At 51.6% G+C, this 21,995-nt stretch carries 18 protein-coding genes and 1 other RNA gene; 9 read left to right on the forward strand and 10 right to left on the reverse strand.

All coding sequences use genetic code 11. The features are described from left to right. Positions 1 to 376: 376 nt before the first annotated feature. The 5 genes from dnaK to K4305_RS08780 form a co-directional block, all read right to left on the reverse strand. Positions 377 to 2,296 carry a molecular chaperone DnaK gene (gene dnaK, locus K4305_RS08760; RefSeq protein WP_331562036.1) on the reverse strand — a complete coding sequence of 640 codons (1,920 nt, stop codon included), beginning with the start codon at positions 2,294 to 2,296 and terminating at the stop codon, positions 377 to 379. 84 nt (positions 2,297 to 2,380) lie between these two features. After that, positions 2,381 to 2,785: an Hsp20/alpha crystallin family protein gene (locus tag K4305_RS08765; protein WP_331562219.1), complete on the reverse strand. Its 405-nt coding sequence runs from the start codon at positions 2,783 to 2,785 to the stop codon at positions 2,381 to 2,383. Between the two features lie 398 nt (positions 2,786 to 3,183). Beyond that, on the reverse strand, positions 3,184 to 3,573 hold the full coding sequence (locus K4305_RS08770; RefSeq protein WP_331562037.1) for an ArsR/SmtB family transcription factor: 390 nt from the start codon (positions 3,571 to 3,573) through the stop codon (positions 3,184 to 3,186). A gap of 141 nt (positions 3,574 to 3,714) precedes the next feature. After that, positions 3,715 to 3,978, reverse strand: coding sequence for an anti-sigma factor family protein (locus K4305_RS08775; protein WP_331562038.1), 264 nt, complete (start codon positions 3,976 to 3,978; stop codon positions 3,715 to 3,717). 28 nt (positions 3,979 to 4,006) lie between these two features. Further along, positions 4,007 to 4,636: a sigma-70 family RNA polymerase sigma factor gene (locus K4305_RS08780; RefSeq protein ID WP_331562039.1), complete on the reverse strand. Its 630-nt coding sequence runs from the start codon at positions 4,634 to 4,636 to the stop codon at positions 4,007 to 4,009. A 145-nt stretch (positions 4,637 to 4,781) separates the two neighbouring features. Here K4305_RS08780 and K4305_RS08785 point away from each other — a divergent pair, with 145 nt between their 5' ends. Further along, a complete protein-coding gene (locus K4305_RS08785) occupies positions 4,782 to 6,293 on the forward strand; it encodes a phytoene desaturase family protein (protein ID WP_331562040.1) in 1,512 nt (503 codons plus the stop codon). A gap of 94 nt (positions 6,294 to 6,387) precedes the next feature. Here K4305_RS08785 and K4305_RS08790 read toward each other — a convergent pair whose 3' ends face one another. The 4 genes from K4305_RS08790 to mfd all read right to left on the reverse strand — a co-directional run bounded on the left by K4305_RS08790 (position 6,388) and on the right by mfd (position 12,849). Beyond that, the gene (locus K4305_RS08790; protein WP_331562041.1) at positions 6,388 to 7,599 is read right to left on the reverse strand and encodes an alanine dehydrogenase; all 1,212 of its coding nucleotides are present in this window, start codon (positions 7,597 to 7,599) and stop codon (positions 6,388 to 6,390) included. Positions 7,600 to 7,713: 114 nt separating this feature from the next. Next, on the reverse strand, positions 7,714 to 8,526 hold the full coding sequence (locus K4305_RS08795) for a 2Fe-2S iron-sulfur cluster-binding protein (RefSeq protein ID WP_331562042.1): 813 nt from the start codon (positions 8,524 to 8,526) through the stop codon (positions 7,714 to 7,716). Between the two features lie 171 nt (positions 8,527 to 8,697). Next, positions 8,698 to 9,372, reverse strand: coding sequence for a 2Fe-2S iron-sulfur cluster-binding protein (locus tag K4305_RS08800; protein WP_331562043.1), 675 nt, complete (start codon positions 9,370 to 9,372; stop codon positions 8,698 to 8,700). A 150-nt stretch (positions 9,373 to 9,522) separates the two neighbouring features. After that, the gene (gene mfd / locus K4305_RS08805; protein WP_331562044.1) at positions 9,523 to 12,849 is read right to left on the reverse strand and encodes a transcription-repair coupling factor; all 3,327 of its coding nucleotides are present in this window, start codon (positions 12,847 to 12,849) and stop codon (positions 9,523 to 9,525) included. A gap of 68 nt (positions 12,850 to 12,917) precedes the next feature. On the opposite strand from mfd, the gene K4305_RS08810 reads away from it, so the two are divergent. The 4 genes from K4305_RS08810 to K4305_RS08825 are packed head-to-tail and all read left to right on the forward strand — an operon-like array spanning position 12,918 to position 17,706. Then, the gene (locus tag K4305_RS08810; RefSeq protein WP_331562045.1) at positions 12,918 to 13,898 is read left to right on the forward strand and encodes an ABC transporter ATP-binding protein; all 981 of its coding nucleotides are present in this window, start codon (positions 12,918 to 12,920) and stop codon (positions 13,896 to 13,898) included. A 23-nt stretch (positions 13,899 to 13,921) separates the two neighbouring features. Further along, positions 13,922 to 14,623, forward strand: a complete 702-nt coding sequence (locus K4305_RS08815) for a response regulator transcription factor (RefSeq protein WP_331562046.1) — start codon at positions 13,922 to 13,924, stop codon at positions 14,621 to 14,623. A 1-nt stretch (position 14,624) separates the two neighbouring features. Then, the gene (locus K4305_RS08820) at positions 14,625 to 16,418 is read left to right on the forward strand and encodes a HAMP domain-containing sensor histidine kinase (protein WP_331562047.1); all 1,794 of its coding nucleotides are present in this window, start codon (positions 14,625 to 14,627) and stop codon (positions 16,416 to 16,418) included. Positions 16,419 to 16,425: 7 nt separating this feature from the next. Beyond that, positions 16,426 to 17,706 carry a mechanosensitive ion channel family protein gene (locus K4305_RS08825; protein WP_331562048.1) on the forward strand — a complete coding sequence of 427 codons (1,281 nt, stop codon included), beginning with the start codon at positions 16,426 to 16,428 and terminating at the stop codon, positions 17,704 to 17,706. On the opposite strand, the gene K4305_RS08830 is transcribed toward K4305_RS08825, so the two are convergent. Beyond that, on the reverse strand, positions 17,703 to 18,236 hold the full coding sequence (locus tag K4305_RS08830) for an NUDIX hydrolase (RefSeq protein WP_331562049.1): 534 nt from the start codon (positions 18,234 to 18,236) through the stop codon (positions 17,703 to 17,705). The genes K4305_RS08825 and K4305_RS08830 overlap by 4 nt on opposite strands. Before the next feature lie 75 nt (positions 18,237 to 18,311). Between K4305_RS08830 and bcp the strand changes: the two genes are divergently transcribed. The 4 genes from bcp (at position 18,312) to K4305_RS08850 (ending at position 21,347) form a co-directional block, all read left to right on the forward strand. After that, positions 18,312 to 18,782, forward strand: a complete 471-nt coding sequence (gene bcp / locus K4305_RS08835) for a thioredoxin-dependent thiol peroxidase (protein WP_331562050.1) — start codon at positions 18,312 to 18,314, stop codon at positions 18,780 to 18,782. A gap of 8 nt (positions 18,783 to 18,790) precedes the next feature. Next, positions 18,791 to 19,354 carry a YqgE/AlgH family protein gene (locus tag K4305_RS08840; protein WP_331562051.1) on the forward strand — a complete coding sequence of 188 codons (564 nt, stop codon included), beginning with the start codon at positions 18,791 to 18,793 and terminating at the stop codon, positions 19,352 to 19,354. A gap of 192 nt (positions 19,355 to 19,546) precedes the next feature. Then, positions 19,547 to 19,949, forward strand: a transfer-messenger RNA (tmRNA) gene (gene ssrA / locus K4305_RS08845). 189 nt (positions 19,950 to 20,138) lie between these two features. Further along, positions 20,139 to 21,347 (forward strand): tyrosine-type recombinase/integrase, encoded by a 1,209-nt coding sequence (locus K4305_RS08850; RefSeq protein ID WP_331562052.1) that lies wholly within the window; start codon positions 20,139 to 20,141, stop codon positions 21,345 to 21,347. Positions 21,348 to 21,995: the final 648 nt, after the last annotated feature.

The following is a 21,995-nucleotide window of genomic DNA, read 5'->3' on the forward strand; positions in this document are numbered from 1 at the left end:
ATGCGGATTTCAGGCTGGCACCTGTAAATCCGCATCTATGAAGTGACTTATAGACGGGCGCCTTATAAAGATCACTATGCTTCCTTTTCCTTAACGATCGTGAATTTAGGATCCGGATTGGATTGAAACAAGTCATGGTTCATTTTATGCAAGAAAAAAGGTTGATTTTGAATGCGCAGGAAGCGTCGATCGGTGCTGTCAGGTGCAGGTAATAAAGTAACGGTTGAACATAACCGGGGATTTCATTCCTTTATGTCGACTCCGTACTTGCAGGGGGCTGAATTCCGGGCCGGGTGTCCGGATAAGGTGGAGTCGAGGTTGCAAAAGGGCGACCTTTTCAGGTCGCCCTTTCACTTTGTTTGCTTCAGGTGCAGGTTTACTTGTCGTTGCCGTCGATGACTTCGTATTCTGCGTTCTGAACCTCTCCGTCACCGCCTTTTCTGCCGCTCTGTGCGTCGCCTCCCTGAGCAGGGCCGGATGCTCCCGGTGTACCGGCTTCAGGGGTCTGGTAAAGGTTGGAGGCGATATCGCTCCACTCCCTGTTGAGGTCCTCGATAGCGGTTCTGATAGACTCGGCGGTGCCGTTTTTGTATGCCTCTTTCAGCTTTTCGAGCGCGCCTTCGAGGCGCGGTTTTTTATCGGCCGGAATTTTATCGCCGAGTTCCTGCATCTGTTTTTCGGTACTGAAGATCAGCGAGTCAGCGGTGTTCCGGATTTCGATTTCAGCCTTTTTCTTTTCGTCTTCGGCTGCGTGTTCCTTTGCGTCCTGTTTCATCTTTTCAATTTCGGCATCGCTGAGCTTTCCGCTGGATTCGATGCGGATGCTCTGTTCCTTGCCCGTAGCCTTATCTTTGGCCGAGACGCTCAGAATGCCGTTCGAGTCGATGTCGAAGGTTACCTCGATCTGCGGAACTCCTCTCGGTGCCGGCGGAATGTCGCCGAGGTGGAAGCGCCCGAGGGTTTTGTTGTCGGATGCCATCGGACGTTCACCCTGAAGCACATGCACTTCAACCGATGTCTGGCTGTCGGCGGCCGTAGAAAATACCTCCTGCTTTCTGGTTGGTACGGTGGTATTTGCTTCGATAAGTCTTGTCATTACGCCGCCGAGCGTTTCGATGCCGAGCGAAAGAGGCGTGACGTCGAGCAGAAGCACGTCGGTTACGTCACCCTTGAGCACGCCGCCCTGAATGGCGGCCCCGATTGCCACCACTTCGTCAGGGTTTACGCTTCTGTTCGGTTCCTTGCCGAAAAACTCCTTGACAAGAGCCTGCACTTTCGGAATGCGGGTTGACCCGCCCACAAGTACGACTTCGTCGATTTCTTTCATTTCCAGTTTCGAGTTTTTCACTGCGCGGTGGCACGGTTCGAGCATTTTTCTGAACAGCTCTTCACACATGGCCTCGAATTTCGCCCTGGTGAGGTTGATCACCAGGTGTTTCGGTCCTTCCTGGGTTGCCGTGATAAAGGGGAGGTTGATTTCCGTATCTGTTCTCGACGAGAGCTCGACTTTGGCTTTTTCGCCGGCTTCCTTAAGGCGTTGCAGGGCGATGGCGTCGTTTCTCAGGTCAATGCCTTCCTGCTTTTTGAACTCTTCGGCAAGATAGTCTATGATTTTCTGGTCGAAGTCGTCTCCGCCGAGGTGCGTATCGCCGTCGGTGGACTTCACCTCAAAGACACCATCTCCGAGTTCAAGGATAGAGATGTCGAAGGTGCCGCCGCCAAGGTCGAATACCGCGACTTTTTCATTGTTCTTTTTCTTGTCGAGTCCGTAGGCAAGTGCCGCCGCAGTCGGTTCGTTGATGATTCTCTTTACATCCAGACCGGCAATTCTTCCGGCATCCTTGGTGGCCTGGCGCTGAGCGTCGTTGAAGTAGGCAGGAACCGTAATGACGGCTTCGGTAACCTTTTCGCCGAGAAAGTCTTCTGCGGTCTGTTTCATTTTCTGCAGGATCATTGCCGAAACTTCCTGCGGTGAGTAAATTTTATCGTTGATTTTGACGCGGGCTTCTCCGCTTTCGTTTATGACGTCATATGGAGCAAGCTTTTTTTCGTTCGGAACCTCGTCATACTTGCGTCCCATGAAACGCTTTATTGAAGAGACGGTGTTTTTAGGGTTGGTGATGGCCTGACGCTTTGCTGCCTGGCCTACAAGACGGTCCCCGGTTTTGGTTACCGCAACAATCGAGGGCGTTGTACGGTAGCCTTCGGAGTTTTCGATAACCGTCGGCTGGGTTCCCTGCATGACGGCTACACAGGAGTTGGTGGTTCCGAGGTCAATACCGATGATTTTTCCCATTGTGTTACTTCCTTTTCTTGAGTGTGTCTGTAAAGTTATCCGGCTCGGCTTCCTGGTGGTCGCCGGCCGGATGGTCTGGTGTTATTACCTGATAGATATTTCTTTGGTTTTCCTCACCGGCTGCGCTTTCGGCAGGGTTACATGCAGCATGCCGTTATCGAAATCGGCACTGATGTTTTCCTGATCTATCATCTCTCCGAGGTTGAAGCTTCTGGAGAAGCTGCCGTAGCTTCTTTCTATCCGATGGAAATTCCTTTTGTTCTCTTCTGATGCCTGTTTTCTTTCGGCCTTGATGGTCAGTACATCATCCTCAATATTCAGCGCTATCTGTTCCTTCGTCAGTCCGGGAAGTTCCGCATCTATATGAAACCCTTCTTCGTCTTCGGAAATGTCCACTTTGAACGCAGGAGCTGTCGATGCAGGCATCTGTGCGCCGGACCAGATATCGTCGAAGAGTCTGAGCGGATCTTTAGCTAATTTTACAAGCATGGTCGTATCCTCCATAGATCTGTTTTCTTTTTTTGTTTGCCTTTTCGTTTTTTCAAGTGGATTTATTATCACCCTTATTAAACAACAAATAGCGTGCCAGACCTGTTTATCGGCTTGATTACGCTGAATGGATCTCGCTGTGTGTCATATTTGTATGCAGAATGGTGACAAAATGTCATATGTCGGCATTATTGTCAGGTTGTGTGTCTTTATGGTGTCCATCTGCGGACATCAGGATGATAGGGAACTGCTGGCAGGTCATCGGCTGAGGAAGTGATTTGCTGTACCGATCCGGTTGTACTTGCGGTACTGAAGATCATGAGTGGCAGGCGGTGCAATTGCGAACGGGCGTAACACCTCACCGCGGAGCGGAATGGGCTCAATGCGGGGAAAAAGAATCAGGCGGTAAGATTGTTATTGACCTTCTGAATCCAGCTCAGTCTGTCCTGAAGGTTTTCAACGACGCTTTTCGATATGAGATAGCAGGCGAAAATGATGCTGTCGTCGGCTATCCGGTAATAACACTTCAGACCTTCTTTTCGGCGGTTGACCACGCCATTGTCGTGCATGAGGGCGAGGTGTTTGGAAATGTTTGCCTGGCTTGCGCTGACTTCGTTGACAATTTCCTGCACCGTGCGCTCCCTTTCGCAGAGAACTCTCAGAATTTTCAGCCGCATGGGTTCCGACAGCAGTTTGAAGCGGTTAGAGACGGCTTCAAGCATCTCGTCAGGCATATTCAGATTCCACTTCTTAACTTCGTCTTCGGAAATCGTAATCGTTTTACCCATAACAATCCAGTTAGTTGGGCAGGTCTGTTGATACCTGCCCTTGCAGTATGACGGTTTAAATGTAAGTCGTAGCTATATAGCTATTAATTCATACAATTCAAACCAAAAAAAGCCTGATTGGCAGGCCTGGGTAGCGATTGATTATAATTGATCGAAAAGGAGGGAGCCTTCTGCCTGGGGGCTTGCATGAGTTCCGAGCTTGAGTATGGAGTCTACAAGGGATTGAGGGGCTTTGACCCGGACGATTTTTTCTCTGATAATCATTTTGGTCTTTTTCGCCTCGGTGAACTCTGCAGAACATTCCGGACAGTCCGAAAGATGCTTCAGAAATTCCTCCTCTTCCCTGGCGGAAAGCTCGCAATCCAGAGCACAGCTCATCAGTACTCGGGCTTTGTTACAGTTCATGGCAAATGATCTCTGTATGTGAAAGGTATTACTCTTCTGAATCGGTATTAAAACCATATTTTCTGGCATAAGTTTCAAGTTGGCCCCGCAACAGTTTTCTTCCTCGATAAAGCCTTGACCGCACTGTCCCTATTGGACTTTCCACCATGTTTGCAATTTCCTCATAGGTGAACCCTTCTATATCGCACAACTGTATGACCTCCCTGAACTCTTCCGGTAATGACTGCAGAGCCTGGTAAACCTCTTCGTGCATGAGCGAGTGGAAATAGTCCGACTCTGCTTCGCTGGTATCGCTTCTTACATCCTTGATGGAATGATAGAAATCCTTGATCAGATCATAATCAACCTTGCCCGGTTCGCGTGAATTCTTGCGGAATCTGTTGATATAATTATTTTTAAGGATTTTAAACAGCCAGGCTTTGCAGTTTGTTCCCCGTTCGAAAGAATTAAAGAATTTGTAAGCCTTGAGATAGGTTTCCTGCACCAGATCTTCGGCGTCGTCAGGGTTCATTGTCAGATGCAGGGCGTAGTTATAGAGAGAGTTGATGTGAGTAACAGCTTCCTGCTGAAATTCCTGCTGTTTTTTCAACTCTTCCCTGGACAGTATAGTCCTGCCCTTTCGCGGTTTTTTTTTCTCTGAGGATTCGTGAGTATCCATAACAGGTTTTAATACTTTACCGGGGATATTTCCCTGAACCATGAACTGGCATGGCGTTCCTGAGTTAAATAACTAATTTATAACATTTATCGTAAAGACGGCAATACGTAAACGAGAATGCATCTCATATTTCTGAAGTAATGTTATGAGCATACAGACAGATGTTATAGTGATCGGGGCGGGCATAGGCGGGTTGACTGCTGCTGCGCTCCTGCAGGAGAGAGGGATTCGGACAGTCGTTTTTGAGAAAAACGGTTTTCCGGGGGGAAGCTGCGCTTCGTTCCGGAGGAACGGTTATACGTTTGATGCCGGAGCTTCGGTTTTTTATGGTTTTTCCGATAACGACCGGAGCGGTACGCTGAACCTGCATACCCGGATATTCCGTAAGCTCGGTGTTGCGGTAGAGATCGTTCCCGATCCGGTTCAGATTCACTACCATCTGCCGAACGGTTTTTCTGTGGCGGCATCTTACGACCGTCAGCAGTTTCTCGATTCTCTGGTTATGCGTTTTCCCCGGGAGAGGGAAGGTATCATGCGTTTTTACCAGGAACTGGAAGATGTCTACGATATTCTGAGTTCGCTGCCTGCCGGCTCCCTCGAAGATGCGGTTCATCTTGCTTCCGTCGGAGGGCGATTTCCCGTCAAGACCTTCATGCTTGCCCTGAAAACCTTTCGGTCGATGGGAAAAACGGCTCGCCGTTACATCAGCAACGAAGAACTGCTGCGGTTCATCGATATCGAATCGTATTCATGGGCCGTTCAGGATGCGATATCAACTCCGCTGGTCAATGCGGGAATATGCCTTGCCGACCGGCATCACGGTGGCATCAACTATCCTCTGGGTGGTTCCGGCAGAATTCCCGAAGCGTTGTGCGAGGGGATCGGGAAGTTCGGCGGCAGTGTGCGATACCGTACCGAGGTTACTGAAATTGTCGTTGAAAACGGAACGGCAACGGGCGTTCGGCTCTCGGACGGCGAGGTTGTTCGTGCCGAGGCGGTAATTACCAACGCCACGGTGTGGGATACCTTCAATCGGCTGATTGCCGACAAGCGTTACCGTGTGCCGGAAGACCGGTTTCTTCGAGCTCCGAGCTGGTTCCAGCTGTTTCTCGGCGTCGATGCCGGAGTGATTCCTGGCGGGTTCAATGTGCACCATATTCTCGTTGATGACTGGAAAACCTTCGATAGTCTGGGAGGTACCATTTACTTTTCAGCTCCGTCCCTCCTTGACCCGTCTCTGGCCCCTTCCGGCAAACATGCAGTGCATGCGTTCGTGACCTCCGAGACTGCCCTGTGGGAGCAGTATGAGCCGGGAAGTGCGGCATATCGCGAGGCGAAGGAACGGTTTGCCGATTCGATCATAGCGCGAACGGAAAAAATTCTGCCGGGACTTGCACAAGCTGTGGAACTGAAGATTCTTGCTACTCCCCAGACCCATGAGCGGTATCTGAACCGTTACAAAGGGTCTTACGGTGCTCTTCTCAAGCCCGGCCAGAACATTCTGCAGAAGCCGCAGAACAGGACGCCGGTCAGCAATCTTTTCGCAACCGGAGACAGCACGTTTCCGGGACAGGGCGTTATCGCCGTGACCTATTCCGGGGTGTCGTGCGCGTCGCTGGTGGCTCGCAGGATGGGAAAGCCTCTCGATTACCTCTGATTCATGCGCTTCCAGCCTGCTCCGGGATTCGGGCCGGATGTGGTGCTGCGGCCCTCATCCGGAACGCTGTTATGGGTTGGTGCAGGTTTTTCCTTCAGCTTGCGGCGAGCAGCATGTCGATTTCACGGTAGGGAAAGTCGGTCAGTTCGGCAAGTATTTTCTTGGTGACGTATCCTTTGAAGAGATAGGTGCCTTTTCTCAGGCTGTGGCTTTTCCAGAGGATGTCTGATACGGTTTCATGCTCCGTGAGTTTGAGGAGGAAAGGCAGCAGGGTATTGGTGAGCGCGAACGAGGCGGTTTTCGCTACTGCGGAGGGGATATTCGGCACGCAGTAGTGGGTGACGCCGTGCTTGACGTAGATCGGATTGGTATGCGAAGTATGGCGGCTCGTTGCAAAGCATGACCCCTGGTCGATAGAGACGTCGATGATGACAGAGCCGGGTTTCATGGTTTTAACCACCTGTTCGCTGACCAGCGGTCTGATGATTTTCTTTTTCGGGCTTAACGCTCCGATCATGACGTCGGATGTTTTTGCCAGTTGCGAGATATAGTGGTCGTTGGCGATCGCCGTGACGAGGTGACGGTTGAAGAACGCCTCGAATCTTCTGAGGCGGTTGATTTCCTTGTCGATAACCGTCACCTGGGCTCCAAGCCCGAGTGCATCCTGGGCGGCGAAGAGTCCTACGGTTCCCGCACCGATGATCGTCACATTTGCCGGAGGAACTCCGGCGATGCCGCCGAGCAGGATGCCGCTTCCGCCATATCCGGTTTCAAGATATTTCGCTGCTGTCTGTATGGCAAGGGATCCCGCTATTTCGCTCAGCGTCCTTACGATGGGCAGTTCTCCGTCACGGGTTTCGATGAATTCGAAGCCGAGCGCGGTGATGTTCTTTTCAAGCAGGGTTTTCATGAGGTGGCGGTTTACCGTGCCGAGATGGAGTGCCGAGATAAGCATCTGGCCGGACGAGAACAGGCCAAGCTCTTCGGGCATGGGAGGGAGCACCTTGACGATAACGTTTGACTGCCGGAACAGTTCTTCAGGAGACGGGGCGATTAATGCACCGGCTTCGGCATACTCGGTGTCGGAAAAATTGCAGCATTGTCCGGCGGTTGTTTCAACGAGTACTCTGACGCCATGTTCGGCGAGGATCTGTACTCCTGCGGGAGATATTGCCACCCGTCTTTCATCCAGAGCTCTCTCCCTGGGAATTCCCAGGGAGATGTTCATGGTTTTTTCCGGCTTGATCAGCCATCGTTCAAGTGTTTTGACTCCGAGATCGAACTCGATATCACAACCGTATCCCATGCAAGGTGCGTTTTACAAGATGTTATGAGGTGTCTGGACCGAAAGTAGTGCCAAGGCCTCCTGCTGACATGCCTGATACAGGCTTCCCCTCTTTCGAGGGGAGTTGCTGTCGATTTATCTGACCGTTATGGTAACGTTTTCAACAAGTTTCGGTTTTGCGCCGTCGCCGGGCGAACAACTTGTTCCCGGCAGACTGATGCGGCCCCCCGATATCGAGCAGATGATGCCGTTGGCCGTACTGAAGATGCCGTTCGCTGCCATGGAAACAAGTGATAACGGAGTCTGCAATGCGCCCGAAACGAAGGATACGGGTGCCTGCAATGCGCCTGAAACGAGCGAGATGGTTCCTTGCAGTGCTCCTGATATCAGTGAAACCGGAGGTTGCAGTGCTCCTGAGACAAACGAGAATGGAGCCTGGAGCACCGGCAGCGTGTCCAGGGCCGTATGCACCGCAAAATTTGCGCCATAGCCGACACTGCCTGCGATTTTTCCGATCGATTCCACCGGATTGAGTTTTCCGTCTCTTACACGGGCAATCACATTTGATGCTCCTCCTGGGAGTTTGGTGGTTACGTTGTAGCCGATCGTCCGGGCATAGGTGATGAATTCCGGAACGTTGAGCCCAAGAACAATTCTTCTCAGGTGTTCAGCTCGAGTGAGCACCCTAATCGTGCCCTCGCCGGTGATGACGGTCTGGCAGGCAAGTCTGCCGCCTTCCTTTAACAGTTTGTCGGAGATGAAGGCTTTTTCTTCGTCGCCTGGAGGCGAAAGCAGTTCGGCGCCTTCCCTGACATAGACGAAACAGCTCTGACAGATGCCGTTTCCCCCGCATATGCATCCGATATGTGCATTGTTTTGCTGCGCTGCATGAAGCAGAAGGCTGCCTGTTTCGGCTTCGCATGCTTTGTCGTTAATATAAATGATCATTGTTGCCGGTGTTTTCAGGTGAACAGATCATGTGTTTTAAAATATAACCATTTTGTATGCGGCACAATTCCTGATAAGGCATGCCTTATCTGATTTTTTTCAATCAGTGTGCGTCTTCTTGTTTCATTGAAAAAGGCCCCGTTGCCGGGGCCTTTTATCTGCCGTTGATTTTCAGGCGGCAATTCCGTTCTCTTTTCGGCATGCCGGTTCATGATCCTTAGCCGTTTTGGGCCCGACGTCTGCAGCTCCTTTCCTGCAGCATCCGTCAAGAAGGGAGCCTATGCCTTCTTGTGCAAGCCGTTTCCGGGTTGTACTGTCCGGTTGGGTCAGGTGGGCTTCATCATGACTATTGGTACCGAAGAGTGCAACCATTGCGAGTTCGACGGCATCTCCGATACCTTTAACCACATCCGAAAGAATCTGGAGAATATCGAAATGGCCGGTGACGGTTCGCTGTATCTGCAATGCAATGGTTTCAGGCATCTTCACCAGAGATTCCCAGCCCATTTTAGCTGAGTAGGCAGGAAGCTCATATGGAGCTGTTTCGAACATCTGTTTAACCTCTTCCACTGCAGTGAGGATTTTGACGGTTCCAGGTTTTTCGACTGTGGCAAGACATGCCATTCTGGTGCCTTCTTCGATAAGGCGATCAGAGAGCATTGCTTTTTCAGTGTCGGAGAGCGGCGAGAGGAACTCGGCGCCTTCGAGCACTTGAACATAGCAGGTCTGGCATATCCCGTTTCCGCCGCAGAAATATCCAATGTGGCTGTGGTTCTCGCGAGCTATGTCTATAAGGCGTTCGCCTGTTGCTGCTTCACAGGTGCGGTTATTTATAATGGTAGTCATTGCTTATATGGTTTTATGCTTATTCAGTTTGATGCATCTTACTCATGTAACTTCATTCGGGCAGTAAAAAGTTGCCGCGCTATGCAAGGCGTCTGTGCGGGAGATCGCTCCGGAGTCCACAATTCGGGATACTCCGGTTCTTCTTCGATGTCAGTTGTTTTCGGCCGTATCGGGTTGTTCGGCAGCTTCCTTCAACTGAAGGAGCAGTTGCGTGTAGGCGGCAAGCAGTTGTCCTGGAACGGCAGGTATATGTCGGGGGCGATGCAGCAGGAGTTTCATTTTCTTTTCCATTGAAAATCCGGGCATGAAGGGTGCCATCCATGGTTTCTGCACAGAGGAGAAAAGCGACTGGAAAAATGCGAGGTGTTCGTTGTTTTCCTCAGTGTTATCCGGTAGGAAAATGGTAAACGTTTCGGGCTGCAGATCGATTTTTGCGATGCCGTTCGAAGCGGCGATAATTTTCAGCTTCGAGAGGTGCAGCATGTTTGTTACCTCTTCGGGGAGCTTGCCGAATCGGTCGCCGAGTTCCGTGCCGATAGACTCGAGTTCTCGTTCGCTGCGGGCTTTAGAGATTTTTTCATAGAACCCGAAGCGTTCGTGAACCGCGCTGATGTAATAGTCGGGGATCAGTGCATCGAAAAAGAAGACGATATCGCAGGTTACGGCCTGCTTGAGAGGCGCCGCGCTCCCTTCGGCGAACAGTTCCCGGAAGTGCGTCGATTTCAGCTCTGCTACGGTTTCTTCGAGCATTTTCTGGTAGAGGTCGAAACCGAGTTCATGAATGAATCCCGACTGTTCCGCGCCAAGAAGATTTCCCGCTCCGCGGATATCGAGATCGCGCAGAGCTACGGTAAAACCGGATCCTAGTTCAGTGAAGCTTTCAATGACGGCGAGTCTCTGAACGGCTTCTCGTTTGAGCGTGTGCAAAGGAGGAACGATCATGTAGCAGAATGCTTTGCGTTCGCTCCGGCCTACCCGTCCCCGCAGCTGGTAGAGGTCGGAGAGGCCGAACATGTCCGCCCGGTTGATGATGATGGTGTTTGCGTTGGATATATCCAGACCCGAGCCGATGATGGAGGTGGAGATCAGCACGTCCACCTCCTGCTGCATGAAGTCCATCATGATCTTTTCAAGTTCGCGGGACGGCATCTGGCCGTGAGCGTATACGATTCTTGCGTACGGAACGAGTTCGCGAAGGGTGCTCTGCATCTCATCGAGGCTGCCGATCCGGTTCTGCAGAAAAAACACCTGGCCTTCCCGCCGTATTTCCCTTTCTATGGCCGCTTTGATGACAGCGGTGTCGTAATCCGAGATGACTGTTTCGACCGGCTGACGGTTTTTCGGCGGTGTCGTGACGATCGACAGATCGCGTGCGCCGAGCATGGAGAACTGCAGCGTTCGGGGAATCGGAGTTGCCGACATGGTGAGCGTATCCACTTCAGGGTGGGCTTCCCTGAGTTTTTCCTTGACCTCGACGCCGAAGTGCTGCTCTTCGTCGATGACGAGCAGTCCGAGATCTTTGAACCGCACGTCTTTCGAGACAATCCTGTGGGTGCCGATGACGATATCGATATCGCCGTTCTCGATTTGACGCAGCCGCGCCAGCTGTTCCTTTTTCGGTACGAACCGGCTTAGGGCTGTTATGGAAACGGGGAAATTTTCGAAACGCCGTTCGAACGACTCCAGGTGCTGGTGGGCAAGGATGGTGGTCGGCGTGAGAATGGCCACCTGTTTTCCGGATTCCACAGCTTTGAAAGCCGCCCTCATGGCTATTTCGGTTTTTCCGAATCCGGCGTCTCCGCAGATCAGCCTGTCCATGGGGTGGGGTTTCTGCATGTCGGCCTTGACCTCCCCGATGGCTTTGAGCTGGTCGGGGGTCTCCTCGAAAATGAATGAAGCTTCAAACTCGCGCATGAAGATCGAGTCCGGTTCGAAAGCGAAACCGGGCTTCATGGTGCGTTCGGCGTAAAGCCTGATCAGGTTGATGGCTATATCCCTGATTTTTCGGCGAACCTTATCCTTCTTTGCCGCCCATCTGCCGCTTCCGAGTTTCGACAGGGTCGGTCGGGAACCTTCGGCGGCGGAATATTTCGAAATGAGGTTGATGCTCTGGACATTGACGAAGAGCTGGTCGCCTCCTTCGTATTCGAGCAGCACGCATTCCTGGTCGGAGTTACCGACGGTGATGGTTTCAAGCGATTTGAAGATGCCGATTCCGTAGTCTTCATGGACGACATAGTCGCCGATTTTGAGCCGGTGCAGGTCTTTCAGCGAAATACCCTTGATCTTCCGCTTGCGGTGCGATTTATGCGTATGAAACTTGCCGAAGATATCGGATTCGGTATAAAGGTCTATGTTTCCGTATGAAAATCCGGAATGCAGGTTCAGCGGGAGCCATTCGATGGCGATGTTCTCTCTGAGTCTTTCATCGTGCAGTTCGTCGCCGAGAAACTCGGCCAGTTCTTCGATCTCCCGTTTGGATGCCGATGCGAACATTGACAGGCATTGTTTTTTGCTGCTGTCGCCGACTGCTGCTGCGACAAGACGAAAATTCGCGGAGAATTTCCGCTGCGGCACAGAGCCGAAATCGATCTCTCCCGCGGAGAGGGGCGAGAGCATGATTCGGCGGAAGCGTAAAATAGCCTGCCCGATAGCGGCATGGTTGTCGGATGAGGCGAGTTCTGCCGTATCATCGACGATGACTATTGCGGAGGAAGGAAGAAAATCAAGAATGGTGTTACGTGTCTCCGGGCCGGTTGTTCCTTCGGGGGCGAAATTTCCCGTTACTGTCGCTGTGCCGAGCGTTCTGCCTGAAAGCTGCGAATTGATATCGAAGGTTCTCAGCGAGGTGACGGTATCGCCGAAAAATTCTATGCGCAGGGGTTCCTCCGATCCGAAAGAGAAAACGTCGATAATAGATCCCCGTACGGAAAATTCTCCTTCGTCTTCCACGAATTCACGGTGTTCGAACCGGTTTTCCCTGAGAAAGGCTTTCAGCTTTTCATAACCTGCCTCATCGTCCGGTTTCAGTCTGAACAGTTTGCCTTCGATTTCTTCCTGGCGACAGAGCGGCTGCAGGATGTCGTCGAACGATGCGAGCAGCATGACGGGGCGTTCTGCAGCAAGAGCTTCCATGGCAAGCGGCATCTGCTCGGCCAGGTCGATAAATGTGCCTTCAGGAACCAGTACACTGAAATCGTTTTCATACAGTTCGCATTTTTCGGACATGCTCAGTACCAGTACTGTCTGTTGTATTTCGAGAAAGCAGTTTGCGGCAGTTATCGATGCGAGCGAGCCGCAAAGGCCGGTTGCGGTAACGGGTTTCGGCATGGCCGAATCAGCCATGGCCTCTTTATCGCGGACGGTTTCTGTGAGAAGACGGAATTTCTCGTTTTCACGGAGCTTGTCGAAAAGAAAGGAGAGGGTTCGCCTGACTACCTGAAGGGTATTGCCGGGTGAGAGTGATAACGTTTTCATATAAGTCGTACAAAGCCTATTTTCATGCTTGGCCGGGCAGTGAGGCCTGACCGCTATAACCGTTGCATATGCAGATTCTTGAACTGAACAATCTCAAAACTTACTATAAAACCGGTTACGGTGTGGCAAAAGCTGTAGACGGGGTGAGTTTTACGCTTGCAGAAAACCGCACGCTCGGCATTGTCGGCGAGTCAGGTTGCGGTAAATCGGTTACGGCTCTCTCCATAATGAGACTTGTTCCCATGCCCCCGGGCTATTTCGCCGGAGGAGAAATTTTCTGGAAAGGTAACAATATACTCAAATTGCCCGAAGAAGGAATGCAGCGGATCAGGGGCAACGAGATTGCCATGATCTTTCAGGAGCCTATGAGTTCGCTCAATCCGGTCTTTACCTGCGGTAGCCAGATCACCGAGCAGATACTCCTGCACCGTGAGGTTTCCCGGCAGGAGGCACGTGAACGGGCTGTCGAACTGCTGCATCTGGTCGGCATTCCGGATCCGTCGCAACGGTTCGCTTCCTATCCGCATGAGATGTCCGGCGGCATGCGCCAGCGGGTGATGATCGCCATGGCGCTTTCCTGCAATCCCGGCCTGCTCATTGCCGACGAACCGACTACGGCTCTCGATGTTACCGTGCAGGCGCAGATTCTCGATCTGATAGGAAAGCTGCAGGGTGATAACGGCATGAGCGTGATGCTCATCACCCACGATTTCGGCATAGTGGCAGAACTGTGCGAGGAGGTTATCGTCATGTATGCGTCCGGTATAGTCGAAAAGGGAGCTGTCCGCCGTATTTTCAATAATCCCCTTCATCCCTATACCAGAGGTCTTTTGCGATCGATTCCCCGGCCGGGGTCTCGCAGGGAGAGGCTGCATGTCATCGAAGGAAGCGTGCCGAGCGCGGTAAGGCTGCCTGAAGGGTGCAGGTTTGCAGGAAGATGTCCCCTTGCAGATGACCTGTGCCGTAAGGAGCGTCCGCAGCTCGCCGTATTCGAACCCGGCCATGAAGCCGCATGCTGGAAAGCCGGGGAGAGGTATGCGGGAGAGTAATGATATAACGAATCACCGAAGCCATGTCTGAACCACTTCTTCTCGTCGTCGAGGATGACGACAACCTTGCCAGGCTGCTTGGCTACAATCTCGAACGGGCGGGCTACCGATATCACGTTTCCCGTACCGGTGAGGAGGCGCTCGACCAGTTGAGTCGACGGAGCTTCGATCTCGTGCTGCTCGATATCATGCTGCCGGGCATCGATGGTTTCGAAGTCTGCCGCAGGGTGAGGGAGAACCAGATGCTCAAGGATCTGCCCATCATCATGCTTACCGCAAAGGGCGAGGAGATAGACAAGGTGCTGGGCTTCGAACTCGGTATTGACGACTACGTGGTCAAGCCGTTCAGTCCGAGGGAACTGAACCTGCGGATACGTGCGGTGCTGAAGCGTGATCGCCGGCAGCGGGCAGGTCTTCAGGAGGTACTCAGTGCCGGCGCCCTCGATGTCGATATCGCCCGTCATCAGGTTACCCTTGACGGAAAAAGCCTGCTGCTGACCCTCATGGAGTTCAAACTGCTTGTCGCTCTGCTCAAGCGCAGGGGGCAGGCCCAATCGAGGGAGATGCTGCTCAGCGACGTGTGGGATGTGGATAAATCGATCAATACCAGAACGATCGACACCCACATTACCAGATTGCGGGAAAAACTCGGCGATACCGGCAAGATGATCAAAACCGTCAGAGGTCTGGGATATAAATTCGAAGAGACAGACGGGGACGTGTAAGATGCTTTCGAGGGTATCCGTCCGGCTCGGTATCGTTTTCGGGTTGATTATCTTTTTCACCGTTGCGGTAAGCTATTTCACGCAGGTACGGTTCATCAACGAGCTGCTGCTCAAAGGTATCCGCCAGGAAATCGGCCGCGAGCTGAAGCTCAACAGCTTGATGCTCGAGACAAAGCCTGCAAACTGGCATGTTCAAGGCGCTCCTGACAGCCTGGCCGATACGATCGGCAGCGTGCTCGATCTTCGCGTGACTCTCATCGCTCTCGATGGCCGCGTTATCGGAGACTCCTATCTCTCCGGTTCATCGCTCGGCACAATCGAAAATCACCGTGACAGACCTGAAATACAGGAAGCCCTCAGGAGCGGGTACGGAGAGAATATCCGCTACAGCGACACCGTACGCGAAAACATGCTCTACGTTGCGGTACCTCTTGGAAATTCCGATGCGTATGCGGTATTGCGTTTTGCAAAACCTGTCCGTGACATCGGAGCGCTTGAACGGGAAGTTCGTAAAGGCATCGAGGCCGCTCTCTTCTGGGCGCTGTTCTTATCGCTGCTTGCGGGAATCATAACCGCGTTCATTCTTGCGCGGCCGCTCCAGCGTCTGGCCGATGCCGCCGAAAAACGCCTGCACGGCGATTTTCGCGGGGTGATTCCTGTGCATCGGAACGACGAAATCGGCAAACTTGCCAGAGGCATCAATTATCTCTCCGACGAGATACGCAGGAACCGGCGTCAGGAAGAGTGGTACCGGGCGGTGTTTTCCGGCATCCGGGAAGCGATCATCGTCACCAATGCCTCAGGAGAGATCATTCTCGTCAATCCGGTGGCCTCCCGGCTCTTTGGCATCGAGAACGCCATCCCGGCATCCCGTCCGCTCAAGACGCTTTCGGACAGCAGGCTTCAGGAGATCATCGACGACGTTCACGAGAACAGAAGTACCCTTCTCAGAGAAGAAGTTTCTCTGGGTACCTCCAAAGGAACCCGCATCATGCAGATCAGCTCGATGCCGGTACTCAAAGAGGGACGATCGGAGGGAACGGTGTTTGTTTTCAACGACATTACGAAGCTGCGCAATCTCGAGCGAATTCGCAGGGATTTCGTTTCGAGCGTCTCCCATGAACTGCGCACACCGCTGACCAGTATCAAGGGTTATACCGAAACCCTGCTCGAAGGCGCCATGCACGATCCGGAACATGCCGCAGCTTTTCTGCAGATCATCCTCAAGGAGAGCGAACAGCTGACCGCACTTGTCAACGATGTGCTCGATCTTTCGAAGATCGAGTCCGGCAGGATCAGCTATGCCTTCGCTCCTGTTGATCTTTGCGGCGTCGTCAACCGGAATCTGGAAATGCTCAGGCCGGCGATCGACAAAAAGGGTATACGTATCGAGTGCAATTTCCGGGAGAACCTGCCTGATGTCTGCGCCGATGTATCGTATCTCGATATCGTTGTCCGCAATTTGCTCGACAATGCCGTCAAGTATGTCGACGATCGGGACGGGCGCATCAGGATTTCGGTCTTCAGCTCCGGCGATGAAATTGTCATGGAAATCGACGATAACGGCATCGGCATAGCCCCGGCTGATCTCGACCGGATATTCGAGCGGTTCTACAGGGTCGACAAGGCCCGTTCCCGCCAGCTCGGCGGCACGGGGCTCGGGCTTGCCATCGTCAAACATATCGTTATTGCCCATAAGGGGCATATTGCCGTTCGTTCGAGGATAAACCAGGGATCGACATTCAGCGTCACGTTGCCGGTCTTCTGCGCCGAATTGAAAAAAGAAAACGGGTAAGACTCGCATGAACATTGTCATTGACTATCTGAAACAGCAGGGATTCAGCGCGCTCCATGCCGAACAGCTTGCAACCCTTCTGTTTACGGCTGCCGTCCTTATCATTGTTGTTGCTGCAGAGATCGTAACAAAAAAGATTCTGCTGAACGTTATATCTGTCCTGGCCGGAAAAACCACTTCGTCGCTCGACGACCTGCTGCTGAAGCACAGCGTATTCAGATGGGTTGCCCATATGGTTCCTCCGGTTCTGCTCTATAATTTCCTGCCCGCAGTGCTGATTTTCTATCCTGACATCATTCCGCCGATTCAGGCAGTCATCACGATCTATCTGACCGTTGTCGCCATCCTTGCCATTCTCGGTTCTCTGGATGCTCTGCTTGATTATTACAATGAACATCCTGTTTCTGCACGGCTTCCGCTGAAGAGTTTTATTCAGGTAGTGAAGACAATAGTCGTGAGTTCGGGGGCCATTATCGTGATTGCCAGACTGCTTGGCACTTCTCCGCTGGTTTTTTTCAGCGGACTCGGTGCGTTCACCGCCGTGATCATCCTCATTTTCAAGGACTCGATCCTCGGTTTTGTTGCCGGGATCCAGCTGACAACAAACAATCTGGTCAGGACGGGCGACTGGATTGAAATGCCGAAATACGGCGCGGACGGCGAGATAACCGATATTTCACTCGTCACGGTTTCCGTTCAGAACTGGGACAAGACCATTACGGTGATACCCGCTTATGCTCTGATTTCCGAAGGTTTCAAAAACTGGCGAGGTATGAGCGAGTCGGGCGCGCGCAGGATCACGCGTTCGATTACCATTGATATGCGCAGCGTGAGATTCTGCGATGATGCCATGCTCGACAGGATGCGGGGTATTGCCCTGATTGGCGATTATATCGAGATGAAGACCAGAGAACTGGATGAGTATAACCGCAAGCTGTCGACGGATACCTCGATGCCCGTCAACGGACGCCGGCTGACAAATATCGGCACCTTTCGCGCTTATGTTGTCGCTTATCTTCGCAGCCACCCCAGGATCAATCAGCACATGACTCTTCTTGTGCGCCATCTGCAGCCGGCCGAAAACGGCCTGCCGATTCAGCTTTATGTTTTCTGCAGTGATGTGGTCTGGGTAAATTACGAGGATGTGCAGGCCGACATCATGGACCATCTGCTCGCCGTGCTGCCGTTTTTCGATCTTCGGGTTTTCCAGAGCCCATCGGGAGCCGATATCGCAGAAGCGGTTCGCGCCTTTGGCGGCATCAGCACGGATGAGCGGGTGCGTTCTTAACGTGCCGGGTCTCCCGACAGCCCGGAAAGGTGTTCGATCCGGCAGTGTTCATCGATAATGTGCCGGTGCAGGGGAATGTTGACGTTCGGTCTGTTCCGTTCGTCGAAAAACCCCGCTTCCGATACTTCATGGTTAAGTTCCATGCACTCGTGTTCATGAACCGTAACCTTATAGGCTACAACGAGCAGCGATCCATAGAGCTCAACCGACCGGTGGTAGATACCGATCAGGCGATCGATCCTGCCATGCAGTGACGTTTCTTCCATAAGTTCCCGCAGGCAGCCTTCGTGCGGTTCCTCTCCCTCCTCCAGGAACCCTCCCGGAAGGGCCCACTCATGTATCGCCGGTTCGTGGGCGCGCCGTATCAGCAGAAGCTCGTTATGCCGATTGACCGCGTATGCCACGGCAACCGGCAGGGGATTACGGTAATGTATCCAGCCGCATTCCCGGCAGAACATTCGGCTCCGGCCTTCGATAGTCCCTTCGCTGAGAGGTCTGCTGCATACCGGACAGAAAGAGTATGAGATCATGTGTTGTTGAAACTAATTGCCCAAGGTTGCGTTTAAGTAGTTAAAACCTTTTTAAAACACAAATAAGTTTCATCGATGACTCTTCTTTCGACCGGTGCGCAGGCACCCCCGATATCCGGAAACGACCAGTTCGGAAAACCTGTTTCTGTTGAAGAATACCGCGGCAGAAAAGTCATTCTCTATTTCTATCCAAAGGATGATACGCCCGGTTGCACCAGGGAGGCTTGCGCTTTTCGCGATAATTTCCCTAACTTTCAAAAGATAGGTGTCGAAGTTCTCGGAGTCAGTATAGACAGTGGCGCAAAACACTCGAAATTTGCCGGGAAATACCAGTTGCCGTTCCGTCTTGTTGCCGACGAAGCGAAAAGCGTCGTCGAAGCATACGGCGTCTGGGGCAGGAAGAAGTTCATGGGCAAAGAGTACATGGGTACGAACAGGGTTACCTATCTCATCGATGAACAGGGTATGATTGAAAAGGTATGGCCGAAAGTGACGCCGGCCACGCATGCTGAGGAAATATTGAACTATCTTGGGGGAACAACGTGACATCGCGAATGGTAAACGAATTCGAACTGCTCAAACCGGGTAAATTGCTGCTTGCATCGGCAAATCTTCTTGAGTCGAACTTCAAAAGGACAGTTCTTCTCATGTGCGAGCACAATGATAAGGGTTCCATGGGATTCATTCTCAACCGGCCTATGGATTTCAAGGTATGCGAAGCCATTGCCGGTTTCGAGGATATAGAAGAGCCGCTTCATATGGGAGGGCCGGTACAGGTAGATACCGTTCATTTCATCCATTCAAGAGGGGACAGCATAGACGGAGCAATAGAAATTCTTGACGGGGTCTATTGGGGCGGAGACAAGGATCAGCTCAGCTTTCTTATCAATACCGGCGTGATACAGCCGGGCGAGATCCGTTTTTTCCTTGGCTACGCAGGGTGGGGCGCAGGACAGCTCGAACAGGAGTTTGAAGAGGGCTCCTGGTATACCGCCGATGCTTCAAGGGATGTTGTTTTCGGAGGCGTCTACGAACGCATGTGGAGCCGCTCCGTTCGTTCCAAGGGAGGGGAGTACCGCATTATCGCCAATTCTCCGGAACTCCCCGGCCTGAACTGAGTCGTATTCATCCGCCGAATACGATCAGAAGCACTATGAAAACGATCCAGGAAAGGATTCCCCAGATCAGCACCTGTTTTGTTTTCAGGTTTTTCAGCATTCGGTAATGAAACGTTAGGGTTGATTTTGCTGTTGTTACTGGAAATGTATATATATGGTTGCTTAAGGACAACCATGTTCTTTGACGGTTTTGGGGATGACAGGCTTTCGACAGGGCAGGTGCAAGATAATGCTGCACTCCGAGTTTCAGCATGGATGGACTCGTTAAAGAAGTCTATGTACCTAATAGATGCAGACGATTATTCGTATGCAATGGCTGCCTGATTAGCACAAGTTAATTGATCGGCCATCGTTTTGCGGCGGAGGCGCTTACTCTGAAAACGCAGAATGGCATAACCCGCGCTTGAGCTGACGCTCGCGCAAGTAAGCTTCATTCGTTTTTGCCTGAAGGGGCGGATGAATACACATTCAGGATAAGGAACCGAACGCTGCCGGAGGTGTACATGGTTCACGAAAAATCAAACACCGGAGATGAGTGTGGTGGCCTTATCGAGCAATGTTCTGGACGCGGGTTCGAGTCCCGCCATCTCCACTTTTAGATGATTTTGCCTGATTCGTCTAAGTCCGAAAAGCCCTGAGAAATCAGGGCTTTTCGTGTTTATAGTATGCATCTGAGTTCTTTGGAGTTTGTTTGCATCCAAATGATTTGTTGGTATTTTGTTGTCAGATATACAACAGGAATTTCCGCTGACAACAAAATAATGTCTTTTCTGACAACAAAACGATGCCGAGAATAGCTACCCCCCTTTCAGATACTAAAATCCGTACTGCCAAACCTTTATCGAAAGATTACAAGCTCTCTGATGGTGAGGGTTTGCACCTGCTTGTTACAACGAAGGGAAGCAAGTTGTGGAGGATGCAGTACCGCTTCGAGGGTAAACAGAAAACGTTGAGCTTCGGCAAGTATCCGTATATCAGCCTGGCCGATGCAAGAAAATTGAGAGAGACGGCGAAACGGCAGCTTTCCAAAGGGGTGGATCCTATGGTTGACAAGGTGCTGGAACAGCTTTGTAATGACAAGGTACGGACTTTTCAGATTGTTGCTGAGGAGTGGCTTGAGAAACAGTTTCCGGTATGGTCGGTGCGTCATGCTCAAACGACGAAACTGAGGCTTTTCAACGATGTGTTTCCGCATATAGGGCAAATGCCGATAGATGGGATTAAGCCTGCGGACGTGCTTGCTGTGATGCGGTTAATAGAGGAGCGTGGCGCGATCGTTAAGGCGCACAAGATTAAGATCATTATCGGACAGATATGTCGGTACGCTGTGGTTACCGGACGGGCAGAGTATGATCCGACTGCTTCGATAAGAAGTAGCGAGGTTTTGACAAAGCACAAGGTGCGGCATCTTGGGGCAATAACAGATCCGAAAGAGTTCGGGGCGTTACTTCGGGCTATCGATGGTTTTTCCGGTACGTTCACTGTGCGTTCCGCCTTGCTGTTGTCTCCTCTTGTTTTTGTTCGACCTGGTGAGCTGCGGCACATGGAGTGGAAGGAGGTTGACCTCGAGGCGGGAATCTGGACCATATCGGCAGGAAAAATGAAGATGGGGCATGATCATGTTGTTCCGTTGTCACGGCAGGCGAAGGAAATTCTGTCGGGGATGGTACCTGTTACCGGCCATCTGCAGTATGTTTTCCCTGGGCTTTCTCCAAGGCGTCCGATGAGCATGAACGCGATTACCGGTGCACTCAGAAGGCTCGGGTATGATGGCGAAACGATGACGGCTCACGGCTTTCGAGCTTCTGCACGAACGATGCTGGATGAGGTGCTCAGGTTTCGTGTTGACCTTATTGAGCATCAGTTGGCCCATACGGTACGGGATGCTCTTGGCAGGGCGTACAACCGTACCAGTTTTCTCGATGACAGGCGCGAGATGATGCAGGCCTGGGCGGATTACTTGGATGGGTTGAAGGGTGGAGTCTGTTTTTAGTTGGAGGTGAATTTATTTGTAAAAACGGATATAATTTGTACTATATGATGTTGCGTTTTTGTAAATAATCCTCACACCCCACTCCTCATTAATAGTATGCCTTTTCCTGATATCCTGTTGAAAGATTGGCAGATTATCATCCTTTGGTACGTTTTTTTGGCTGTTTTTTTCTTAATGGTACGGAATTCCTCTTAAAAGTGGATAATGGACGCATAGTCATTTTTCTCTGTGGTGTACGACGACAGTTCAACCTACCTGGCACAGAACTTCTTTGATTATAGGGTCTTTTTTGATGTAATCGTATCGGCGGGAGTCAAAATAATTATCCGTCAAATCGATTGATATAATGCACTCGACACGGAAGATCTTCCATCCGTATGTTGTGAATGTGTTGCTGTATCCACCAATCTGGAAGGCTCTAAGAGCCATAACTTCATCGGCTGTTGTTCCGAGGCAGTATGGTTCAAGCAATCGATGGCCACCCTCACCATAGAAAAAAGCTGACACTGTTTTTTTTTGTTCTATGGCGCTTTGCAGGCATGATATGATGGGGCTCATGGTAGTATTATTTAAAAAATATGGCCGGATGAAGTGTAATCATTTCGATGGCAAACTACAGAAATAATGTCGTGTATATCCATAGAGGGG

Origin of the sequence: Chlorobium sp., from assembly GCF_036528655.1 — a bacterium.
Classification (GTDB): Bacteria; Bacteroidota; Chlorobiia; order Chlorobiales; family Chlorobiaceae; genus Chlorobium.